The sequence below is a fragment of the Burkholderia sp. 3C genome (assembly GCF_054589155.1).
Map to the genome: position 1 here is coordinate 1 of NZ_BAAILN010000145.1, position 333 is coordinate 333.

At 64.3% G+C, this 333-nt stretch carries 1 protein-coding gene; it reads right to left on the minus strand.

Features of this window, described 5'->3' with window-relative positions; all coding sequences use genetic code 11:
* On the minus strand, positions 1-316 hold a 316-nt coding region (locus ACYP33_RS30180), incomplete at its 3' end, for a hypothetical protein (protein WP_459624960.1).
* Between the last annotated feature and the right edge of the window lie 17 nt (positions 317-333).

A 333-nucleotide genomic window follows, 5' to 3' on the forward strand; every position in this document is an offset into this window, starting at 1 on the left:
AAAAATAGCCGACATCGGCCACGGTGAACACCGTGTCCGCGCTGCCGCCGTAGCGCGCGATCGTGCCGGTGAGCGCTTGCTCGGTCGGTGCATTGAGCGTCGCGGCGTGATCGTCCCTGTACGACGAGATATTGCCGGCCGTATCGACCAGGGCCGCTGAAACCTGCTTCGCGCCCATGACGGGCGCATCGAACCTCGCCAAACCCGTGGCGAGCGCCGTCGCGCTCAACGCATGTTCATACATGCGGCCGTCGATGATCAGCAACAGCTTGTAGCCCGGCGCGACCTGCCCCGGGGAGAATTTCACGGTCATCATGCCGCCGTTGCCATCGA